Source organism: Actinosynnema sp. NPDC050801, from assembly GCF_040673975.1.
Taxonomy (GTDB): Bacteria; Actinomycetota; Actinomycetes; order Mycobacteriales; family Pseudonocardiaceae; genus Actinosynnema.
The window spans coordinates 343,049-353,714 of the sequence record NZ_JBFAQZ010000002.1 but is presented as its reverse complement, the minus strand read 5'-3'; the positions used below and the strand labels follow the sequence as shown (position 1 = coordinate 353,714).

The following is a 10,666-nucleotide window of genomic DNA, read 5'->3' as shown; positions in this document are numbered from 1 at the left end:
GGAGATCGCCATGACCGCAGCCCTGACCCGTGAAGCCGCCCTCGTCCACGACTTCTACCGGTTCGTCGACACCGGCGACGTGCCCGCGCTGGTCGCCATGTTCACCGAGGACACCACCTACCACCGCCCCGGCTACCCGCCGGTGGCCGGCCACGACGGCGTCGCCCACTTCTACACCCACGTGCGGGTGATCAAGGAGGGCGAGCACCGCGTCGAGTCCGTCGTCCTGGAGGACGACCAGGTCGCGGTGCGCGGGTCGTTCGAGGGCGTGCTGCGCGACGGCACGCGGACCAGCCTGCGCTACGCCGACTTCTTCACCCTCGCCGCCGACGGCCGCTTCAGCAAGCGCGAGACGTTCTTCTTCGCCCCCCTCGTCTGATCCCGCCTCCCTCCCCCGATCGGAGCCCCGTCATGACCTCTCTGCTGAACAAGCCCGCCGCCACGTCCCCCGGCCACGGCGCCGCGTTCACCCCGCACCTGTACAGCCTCAAGTACTCCCCCGACCTCGGCTGGCACGACGGCGACCTGCTGCCGATGGAGAACCTGTCGCTGCACCCGGCGACCCTCGGCCTGCACTACGGCCAGGTGATCTTCGAGGGCATGAAGGCGTTCCGGCAGCAGGACGGCTCGGTGGCGGTGTTCCGGCCGTGGGAGAACGCGCGCCGCTTCAACCGGTCCGCCGCCCGGCTCGCGATGCCCGAGCTGCCCGAGCAGCTGTACGTCGACGGCGTGGACCGGCTCGTCGCCGCCGACCACGGCGAGCTGTCCGACCACCCCGACCACAGCCTCTACCTGCGCCCGCTGATGTTCGGCACGGACGCGAACCTGATGCTGCGGCCGTCGGAGGAGTACCTGTTCCTGGTGATGGCGTTCGTCGCGGGCGGGTTCTTCGGCGACGTGGTGCGCCCGGTGTCGGTGCTGGTGTCGCGCGACCAGGCGCGGGCCATGCCCGGTGGCACGGGCGACGTGAAGTGCGCGGCGAACTACGGGCCGTCGTTCGTGGCGCAGCGCAAGGCGCAGGAGGCGGGCTGCCAGCAGGTGGTGTGGCTGGACCAGGCGGAGCGCCGCTGGGTCGAGGAGATGGGTGGCATGAACCTGTTCTTCGTGCGCGGCTCGGGGCCCGGCGCGGAGGTCTTCACCACGCCGCTGACCGGGACCCTGCTGCCCGGTGTGACCCGGGATTCGTTGTTGCGCATGGCTTCGCGGCTGGGCTACCGGGTCGGCGAGCGGCCGGTGTCGGTGGACCAGTGGCGGGCCGAGTGCGAGGCGGGCGAGATCACCGAGGTGTTCGCCTGCGGCACGGCGGCGGTCGTCACCCCGGTGGGTCGGGTGCGTGACGTGGACGGCGACTTCACCGTGGGCGACGGCGGGATGGGTCCCGTCACCGGTGCCCTGCGCACCGCCCTGGTCGACCTGCAGCACGGCCGCGTGCCGGACGTGGACGGGTGGCTGCACCGCGTGTGCTGACCGACGGGCGCCGCGGGCCGGGTCCACCACGACCCGGCCCGCCCCTCGCCGTTCGGGTGACGCTCGGCGATCGTGCCGTAACGCACCGCCGCACGGGGCGATATGACCGGTGGCACGCCATCGAGGCCCGGCTCGGCCGGTCCCCCAGCAGGAGGTTCGCGGATGAACCGGAACAAGGTCGTCTCCAGTGCCGCCGCCTGCCTGGTCGCGGCGGCGGCGATGTCCGGCGTCGCGCCGACGGCGCACGCGGCCGTCGTGCAGGTGTGCGCCGTCAACGAGGTGGTGGCCTTCAGCGAACCGGTGACCAACACGCCGAAGACGGTCTCGGTCACCGTCCAGGGCCAGCTCTTCAACTGCACCAGCGGTTCCGCCGCCACCGGCACCTACACCGAGACCGCCACCCTGCCGGACTACACCTGCACGTCGCTGTTCTACCAGGGCGCCGGCACGCGGGTCTTCACGTGGACCGATCCGGCCGTCCCGGCGAGCACGTACTCCTACAACAGGACGTCCAGCCGGGTCGGCGCGAACATCGTCATCGTGCTGCTGGGTTCGATCGCCTCCGGCACGTTCGCCGCTGAACCGGCGAAGATGCAGCTGACCGCGCTGAACCCGGACCCGATCAGCTGCGCCACCACGGGGGTCTCCCGGCTGACGCTGCTCGGCGCCCTCACCGTGGGGGTCTGACCGCCCGCCGAGCGCAGCCCAGCACACCTCTCTTTGACGCAACTATTCGGTTGCGATAGCGTCGCAACCGAATAGTTGCTACTCGCGAGAGGTCAGGTGGACACCCGTGATGCAGACTCCTCGAATCGTTTCCCCGCCGGAGTGGGCGCAGGCGCGCGAACAGCTGCTGGTCAAGGAGAAGGAGCTGACCCGGGCGCGGGACGCCATGGCGGCGGCACGGCGGCGGATGCCCTGGTCGGAGGTGGAGCAGGAGTACGCCTTCGACGGGCCGCGCGGCCGGGCGAGCCTGCTCGACCTGTTCGAGGGCCGCCGCCAGCTGATCGTCTACCGCGCGTTCTACGAGCCCGGTGTGTCCGGTTGGCCGGACCACGCCTGCCGGGGCTGCTCGCTGGTGACGGCCGACCAGGTCGGTCACCTCGCCCACCTCAACGCCCGCGATACCACCCTCGCCTTCGCCTCACGCGCCCCGCAGCCGGACATCGTCCGGCTGAAGGACCGGATGGGCTGGACGATGCCCTGGTACACCGTGCTCGACGACTTCGACGCCGATTTCGGCGTGGACGAGTGGCACGACACGAACGCGTTCATCCGCGACGGCGACCGGGTCTTCCGCACGTACTTCATCAACGGCCGCGGCGACGAGGCGTTGGGCAGCACGTTCAGCTACCTCGACATGACCGCGCTCGGCCGGCAGGAGGAGTGGGAGGACTCGCCCGAGGGCTACCCGCAGACCCCGCCGTACGAGTGGTGGAACTGGCACGACGAGTACCGCCCCGCCGAGGAGGGCCCAGCCGGACAGGCCGCGCACGACGACTGCTGCCACTGACGACAAGGCGCTCGACGGCGGCGGAACCGCTCCCTCGCCAGGCGGGAGGGTAGATCACCGCCGGCCGTTGCGGAACGCCCTCGACGAGGGGGCGTTCCAGCGCTGTCCCGCCGCGGGACAGCCACACCCGAGCCCACGGCTCCGGTCACGTCGCGGACCCTTCCACAGGTGAGCGCCGCCGGTTATGGTCCGGCGCGCTGATTCCGCGCTCGACATCGAAACGTCCGGGGGGACAAGTGCGCCGCAGTTCACCCAATTCCGCCCTGCGCCGGAGAACCCGGGGGCACGGTCTGCTGACGACCGTGCTCGCCGGCGCGGTGGTGCTCGGTGGCGCCACCCCGATCACCGCGGCGGCCGAACCCGCTCCGGCCGCGGCCGAGGCACCGCCGGCGGCGGCCGAGGAGACCGCCGCCGCCGAGGCCCGCCGCACCGGCAAGCAGGTCCCCGTGGCCGACGAGCTCACCGAGACCACCGCCGTGCTGGCCAACCCGGACGGCACGTTCACCCTGCGGACGCACTCGCGGCCCGTGCGGGCGCGCAAGGACGGGCAGTGGCGCGACGTCGACACGTCCCTCACCCAGGCCGCCGACGGCACGCTCGAACCCGCGGCCACCAGCACGGGCCTGTCGTTCTCCGGCGGCGGCGACGAACCGCTGGTCACCATGCGCGAGGGCGACAAGCTGTTCACGCTGAGCTGGCCGAAGCCGCTGCCCGAGCCCGTCGTGGACGGTTCGAGCGCGACCTACCCCGACGTGATGCCGGGCGTGGACCTGAAGCTCACCGCCAACGCCACCGGGTACTCCGAGGTGCTCGTGGTCCGCGACGCGAAGGCCGCGGCCAACCCGGAGCTGGCCGCGGTGAAGCTGCGCGCCAACACCACCAACCTCACCATGCGCACCGACGAGCACGACGTGCTCAGCGCCGTGGACGGCGCCGGCCAGGTCGTCTTCCAGGGCTCGACGCCGGTCATGTGGGACTCCACCAAGGACGCCAAGCGCGGGCCCGATCCCACACCGACCGACCCGGGCAGCGGCAAGGTGTCCACTTTGGACGTCACGACCGCGGTCGTCTCCCCGGACCGCGCGGCGCCCACCGAGGTCGAGCTGACCGTCAAGCCGGACGCGAAGGCGTTGACCGGCAAGGACGTGAAGTACCCCGTCTACATCGACCCCGTGATGTCGCGGTACAAGGAGGCGTGGGCCGAGGTCACCGACAACGGCTGGTACTACTGGAACGCCGCCATGGACGCCCAGGTCGGCCTGTGCGGCAACTGGAACGGTTGCGGCGGCAGCTGGGTCGCGCGGTCGTTCTTCAAGTTCAACACCGCCGAGCTCCAGGCGCGCAACGGGGGCGTCAAGCCGGTCGTGCACAGCGCGACGTTCAACGCCACGCAGACGCACGGCACGTCCTGCACCGCGGAGCCGGTCGACGTCTACGTCACCGACCCCATCAGCTCCGCGACCCGCTGGCCGGGACCGGGCGGCTGGCGCACGACCACGAGGGAGTCCAACGCGGGCGACCAGTGCGGCGGCGCGGCGAACGTCCCGTTCGACGTCATCGGCGGTATCAACGCCGTGGTCAACGGCAACTGGCCGGACCTGCACCTCGGGCTGATCTCGTCGGACGAGGGCGACCGGTTGAACTGGAAGAAGTTCGCCAACAACCCGCACCTGGACGTGGTCTTCTCGTTCCCGCCCAACGTGGCGAACGGCCTCTGGATCGCCGACGCGGTGACCTGCCGCAACCAGGTGATCGTGCCGACCGCGCGCCCGACCCTGCACGCCACGGCCACCGACAACAACAACCCGCCGCTCAACGTCGGCTTGTACTTCCAGGCCTACAACATCGACGGCACCGTGATGGAGGCGGACACCGCCGACAGCCCGGTCGTCGTCGCCTCCGGCACCCAGGGCAGGTGGACCACCGACAAGGCGCTGCCCCCCGGTGTCCACAACTACCGGGTCGCGGTGAAGAACCAGTTCCCCGGCGACGCGGAGAAGAACCTGTGGGCGGGTCCGTGGTCGGACTGGCTGCGGTTCACCACGCGCAGCGCACCGATCAGCCAGAAACCCGTGATCACCAGTGACGACTACCCCGCCAACTACTGGGGGCCCGCGCCGGACCAGGCGGGGAAGTTCACCTTCAACGCCAACGGCGCGTCCAACGTCGTCGGGTTCACCTACACGTTCGACGGCTCGGGCACCGAACGCGCGCCCAAGCCCGACGACTGCAACCACAACCAGACCTTCGGCAACTCCGGTGGCTGGATCCCCGCCGGACCGGGCCCGGCGACCATCACCGTGCCCAGCACGCTGAGCCCCGGCTACCACACGCTGCACGTGCGCAGCTTCGACGACGCGCACCGGCTCTCACCGGGGTCCAGTGCCTACACGTTCTACCTCGCGCCGACCCTGGTCCCGGCGCCGCCGCAGGCGACCTACGAGGCGGAAAGGCTCCAGTTCTCCGCCCCGAGCAGCGTGTACCAGGCCAATTACGACAACCAGCTGTTCTCGGGCGGCGTCTACAAGCTCCTGACCACCACCACGGACAACACGCGGTTCCACACCTCCGTCACCGCTCCGGGAGACGGCGACTACGAGGTGGTGGTCGGCACCGCCGACGCGGGGTCCACCATGAGCCCCCTGGGCAAGCTCTCATTCACCCTCGACGGCAGGCCGCTGCTCCAGGTCTCCCAGGACGGCACGCCGACGGGTCCCGACCGGACGCCGAAGCGGGTGCGCCTGGCCGGCCTCCGGCTGACCGGCGGCACGCACGTGCTGGAGGTGCAGATGACCAGGAACCCCGCCTCCACCGATGCCATGATCCGGGCCCTGGTGGACTACGTCCAGCTCGTGCCGACCAACCGGCTCGACGCCGAGTTCCTCCAGCCGCAGAGCAACTACTACCACGTCGGTGTCCCCGACTGCTGCGGCAACACCCTGCACGGCGGTCACCTCGAAATGGGCGGCACCGGGACGATCCACTCGACCACCCTGCAGGTCCTGGCGCCGGTCGAGGCGGACTACGCGCTGGCCGCCGGGCTGATCAAGGCGCCGCACCACGGCAAGTACACGATCCTGCTGGACGACGTGCCGATCGCGAACACCGACACCACGCCGATCGACGGCTACTCGGCCACCAGGACCGCCCACTTCCAGCCGTTGAGCGGCATCCACATGACGTCCGGTTGGCACCGGCTCACGTTCACGGCGGTCGGCACGAACCCGGCCTCCACCGGCAACCGCTACGCGTTCGGCCTGGACTACCTCACCATCCAGCCGATCAACAACGTGACGTGGGCGAGCTTCACCCACGCCATGAACAACAAGGCGATCGGCAGCGACGGCACGGCGGCGGCGGCCGCGGACTTCGCCCGCGGTTCCCTCTCGGCGCAGACGCTGGCCGCAGCGGGCCTGGCACCCGGCACGACCGCGGTGATCGGCGGCGCGGCGTTCGCCATGCCGGCCGCGACGGCGGGCAACGACAACGTGGTGGCCATGGGCCAGACCATCCCGTTCCCGACCGCGCAGCAGGTCAAGGCGAGCGCCGTCGGCCTGCTGGCGTTCAGCACCTGCGGCACCGCGCCGTCCCGGTCGGGCACCATCACCTACACCGACGGCACCACGTCCAACCCGGCGGTGCCCGAACTCGGCGACTGGGTGAACCTGCGGTGGGAGCCGACCGGCATCACCCTGCCGTACCGGCTCGTCGGCACCACGACCCAGGCGCAGTACCAGCCGGTGCTCACGCCGATCTTCCTGCCCGCGGACCCGAGCAAGACGATCAAGTCGATCACGCTGCCCGACTACGGCACGTCGTTCCTCTGCGACAAGCCCGCGTTGCACGTGATGTCGATGGCTCCGCGCCCGGTCGAGGCCGGCTGGGTGGGTGCCTGGGCCGCGCCGGCCAACGCGGCCGTCGTGCCACCGGGTGGCCACGGGTTCGCCGACAAGACGTTGCGCACGGTGCTGCGGCCGACCGTCACGGGCGGTCAGGTGCGGCTGAAGCTGTCCAACTCGATGAGCAACAACCCGGTCACCATCGACGCCGCCGCGGTGGCGGCCCAGATCGGCGCCGGCTCCGCCACCGGCGCGCCCACGGCGCTCAAGTTCCGCGGCACCGCGTCGGTCACGCTGCCCGCCGGGGCCGAGGTGCACAGCGACCCGGTGCCGCTGCCCGCCGGCGGCAACGGCAACCTGGTGGTGAGCATCCACCTGCCCGGTGCGGTGGCCACCGCACCGGTGCACGGCAACGCCACCGCGCCGGTCCACCTCGCCTCGGGCAACGCGGTGAACGACACCACCGGTGCGCCGTTCACCACCGCGTTGAACGGCAGCTACTACGTGGCCGGGCTGGACGTGTCGACCGCGGACCTCAACCACGGGACGGTGGCCGTGCTCGGCGACCAGCTGTCGGCGACCGCCCCGGCGGGCAGCGGGCAGCGCAACACCTGGGTCGACGAGTTGCCCGCCAAGCTCGCCGGTGTCGGCGCGACCCTGCCGGGCGGCCTGGTCAACGCCGGCCGCTCGGGCGTGCCCGACACCGGTCGGTGGCGGATGACCGAGGGCACCGGCACCACCGCCCGTGACCACGCGGGCAGCGCCAACGCCACCGCCGCGGGCGGCATGACCTGGGTCGCCGACCCGCAGAAGGGGACGGTGCCGCAGTTCAACGGCACCAGCGGCCACTTCAAGACCGCGGGCCGGGTGCTGCACACCGATCGCAGCTTCAGCGTCTCGGCCTGGGCCAAGCTCCGCTCCCTGGACGTCTACCAGACCGTGGTCAGCCAGGACGGCGGTACCTACAACACCTTCTTCCTGCAGTACTCGGCGGCGCAGCGGCGGTGGATGTTCGGGGTCTACAGCGCCGACGCGGCGCAGCACACCACCTGGCTGGCGCACTCGGACAACGAGCCCGCGGTGAACACCTGGTACCACCTGACGGCGACCTACGACCAGCAGAGCCGGATGATGCGGCTCTACGTCGACGGCACGCTCCAGGACTCGATCAGCGGCGTCACCACGTTCGCGACGAACGGTCCGCTGACCATCGGCCGGGCCCGCGACGCGAACCAGGAGGTCAACTTCTTCAACGGGTCGATCATGGACGTGCGGGTGCACCAGCGGGTGCTGAGCCCGAACGACGTCACGTTCACCCACGCCCAGCGGGACTTCGGCAGCTACCCGGAGACGGGCGCGATCGGCGCGGGCAGCGTCCGGACGGACCTGTACCGCACGGCGTTCGACGCGCCGAACGTGCGGACCGTGCTGGTGGCCAGTGGTGTCAACAGCCTGCTGCGCGGTGTGCCGGCGGCCGAGGTCCGAGGCGGCCTGACGGCGTTGATCAGCGCTTCCCACCCGGAGGGGTTGAAGCGCCACAAGCGTCCCGACGGCACGCCGGTCCACGTCATCCTCACGACCATCCCGCCGCTGGGACTGGCCGCGAGCGACCCGCGAGAGGTGCAGCGCCGCCAGCTCAACCAGGAGATGCTGACCCACTTCGCCGACTTCGGCGCGGACTACGTCGTCGACTTCGACGACGCGGTGCGGGACTCGGCGGACCCGGGGCGGGTCGCGGCGCAGTACCTGACCGACGGCCTGGCCAACGGGGCGTACCACAGCCGGCTCGCCCAGTACCTCGCGGACGCGGTCAACGACTTCCCGCCGCGTGCCGAGCTGTGACGACAGGTGGGTGAGAGAGGGGGTGGGCGCCATCGGGTGCCCACCCCCTCTTCGCTGTCAGCCGCCCGTGCCCGGCTTGTCGGCCTGCGGCGGGTCGGGCCGATCTCCGCCGGCCTGCGGCACACCTTCCGTCGGCGCACCTTCAGTCGGAACACCCTCCGTCGGCGCGTCCTCGGCCGGCACCTCGTCGGTCGGTACGTCTTCCGCCGGCGCGTCCTCGGTCGGCACGTCCGCCGGGCGCTCGACGTTCAGCGACCACGGACCCGCGAGTGCGGCGAACGCGGCCACCGCCGTCACCACCGGCGCCGCTACGGCGGCCACCACCCCCGCCGTCACCGGGATGTCCAGCACCGGCTTGCCCTCACCGTTGCGCACCACCACCCGGCGCGTGTTCCCCTCGTGCACGAGCTGCCTGATCTTGTCGGTCAGCGCCTCGATCCCCGGCGCTCCACGACCGTCCTGCTCCGTCATGTCGACTACCCCCTTCACCGACCATCCTCCCGCCTGCCCGCCGGTCTGATCCAGTCGCGCCGTCGGACCACGCCGGACCGGACACGGCGACCGACTCCCGTGGAGCTATCCGGACATCGTGTGGAGCTATGTTTTCGGTACTGTGGCTCCATGGGTGTTCCTGGGGCGCGGCGGCAGACGCGCGGTGAGGTCGAGCGGCTGCCGAGCGGGTCGTTGCGCGTGCGGGTGTACGCCGGTCTCGATCCGGACACCGGGAAGCGGCGCTACCTGACCGAGACGGTGCCGGCCGGGCCCGGGGCGGAGCGGAAGGCGGAGGAGGTCCGCGCCCGCCTGCTCGGCGAGGTGGACGCGATCCGCCACCCGCGGGCCGACGAACGCCCGGTCGTCGTCCCACCGGCGGCGACCAGGCTGGACGGCGTGCGTCAGCGCGGGCCGCGCCGGGGTGAGCTGACCGTGGCGGCGGTGGCGCGGTTGGCGGGAGTGTCCGCGCCCACGGTGTCGAAGGTGCTCAACGGGCGGCCGGACGTGGCGTCGGCGACGCGGCGCCGGGTGGAGGAGGCGTTGCGCGAGCACGGGTACCGGCGGCCGGAGGCGGTGGTGCGGGCGCCGAACGTCGAGGTGGTCTTCTACGGGATGCAGAGCTACCTGGCGGTCGAGATCATGCGCGGCGTGGAGCGGGTCGCCGGAGGGCACCGACTGGCCGTCGGGTTCACCGACGCCGCGCACCAGGCGTCTGCCGGCCGGTCCTGGGCGCGCGACCTGCTGTCCCGCCAGCCGTACGGGGTGATCGCCGTGCACCTCGGCCTCAGCTCCGAGCAGCACGGGCTGCTCGCCACCGGTGGGATCCCGCTGGTCGCCCTGGACCCGACCGGGGAGCCGGAGCACCCTGTGCCGTCGGTGGGCGCGACCAACTGGAGCGGCGGGATCGCCGCCGCGCGGCACCTGCTCGACCTCGGCCACCGGCGCATCGCGGTCATCGCGGGACCGGCCGAACGGTTGTGCGCGCGGGCCAGGCTCGGCGGTGTCCGGGCGGCGATGGAGGACCAGGGCGCGCCCCTGGACGAGCGACTGGTGCGCGTCGGGCAGTGGTTCGCCTTCGAGGACGGCCTCAACCACGCCCGCGAACTCCTGCGCCAACCCGATCCGCCGACGGCCGTGGTGTGCGGCAACGACCTCCAGGCGCTGGGCGTCTACGAGGCCGCCCGACAGGCGGGCCTGCGCATCCCCGAGGACCTCAGCGTGGTGGGCTTCGACGACATACCGGCCGTCCGCTGGTGCGGGCCGCCGTTGACCACCGTGCGCCAACCCATGGTCGAGATGGGCGCCGCCGCGGCCGAACTCGTCCTCGCCCTGGCCGCCGGGCAGCAGCCCTCCCGCACCCGGGTAGAACTGGCCACCACGCTCATCGTCCGCGACAGCACCGCACCACCGCGCCCGGTGCGCTGAGGCCACGTGCCCGCCGGGTCAGGCCGCCGCGGTGTCCCGGTGTTGGCCTCCTTGAACAGGTCCCGGTAGGACAGCTGGTACGGACCGA

7 protein-coding genes are annotated in these 10,666 nt (G+C 71.8%); 6 read left to right on the top strand and 1 reads right to left on the bottom strand.

Annotated features, from left to right (window positions below):
- Positions 1–10: 10 nt before the first annotated feature.
- From AB0K14_RS06295 to AB0K14_RS06275, 5 genes are all read left to right on the top strand, one after another.
- Positions 11–379 (top strand): nuclear transport factor 2 family protein, encoded by a 369-nt coding sequence (locus tag AB0K14_RS06295; protein WP_360448117.1) that lies wholly within the window; start codon positions 11–13, stop codon positions 377–379.
- A gap of 32 nt (positions 380–411) precedes the next feature.
- Positions 412–1,467 (top strand): branched-chain amino acid aminotransferase, encoded by a 1,056-nt coding sequence (locus AB0K14_RS06290; RefSeq protein ID WP_360448114.1) that lies wholly within the window; start codon positions 412–414, stop codon positions 1,465–1,467.
- 162 nt (positions 1,468–1,629) lie between these two features.
- The gene (locus AB0K14_RS06285) at positions 1,630–2,154 is read left to right on the top strand and encodes a hypothetical protein (RefSeq protein WP_360448112.1); all 525 of its coding nucleotides are present in this window, start codon (positions 1,630–1,632) and stop codon (positions 2,152–2,154) included.
- 109 nt (positions 2,155–2,263) lie between these two features.
- A complete protein-coding gene (locus AB0K14_RS06280; RefSeq protein WP_360448109.1) occupies positions 2,264–2,980 on the top strand; it encodes a DUF899 domain-containing protein in 717 nt (238 codons plus the stop codon).
- A gap of 302 nt (positions 2,981–3,282) precedes the next feature.
- The gene (locus AB0K14_RS06275) at positions 3,283–8,661 is read left to right on the top strand and encodes a LamG-like jellyroll fold domain-containing protein (RefSeq protein WP_360448107.1); all 5,379 of its coding nucleotides are present in this window, start codon (positions 3,283–3,285) and stop codon (positions 8,659–8,661) included.
- A gap of 57 nt (positions 8,662–8,718) precedes the next feature.
- Here the strand turns inward: AB0K14_RS06275 and AB0K14_RS06270 are convergent, their stop codons facing one another.
- Positions 8,719–9,150 carry a DUF4342 domain-containing protein gene (locus AB0K14_RS06270; RefSeq protein ID WP_360448105.1) on the bottom strand — a complete coding sequence of 144 codons (432 nt, stop codon included), beginning with the start codon at positions 9,148–9,150 and terminating at the stop codon, positions 8,719–8,721.
- Positions 9,151–9,282: 132 nt separating this feature from the next.
- Here AB0K14_RS06270 and AB0K14_RS06265 point away from each other — a divergent pair, with 132 nt between their 5' ends.
- The gene (locus AB0K14_RS06265) at positions 9,283–10,578 is read left to right on the top strand and encodes a substrate-binding domain-containing protein (RefSeq protein WP_360448102.1); all 1,296 of its coding nucleotides are present in this window, start codon (positions 9,283–9,285) and stop codon (positions 10,576–10,578) included.
- Positions 10,579–10,666 lie beyond the last annotated feature (88 nt).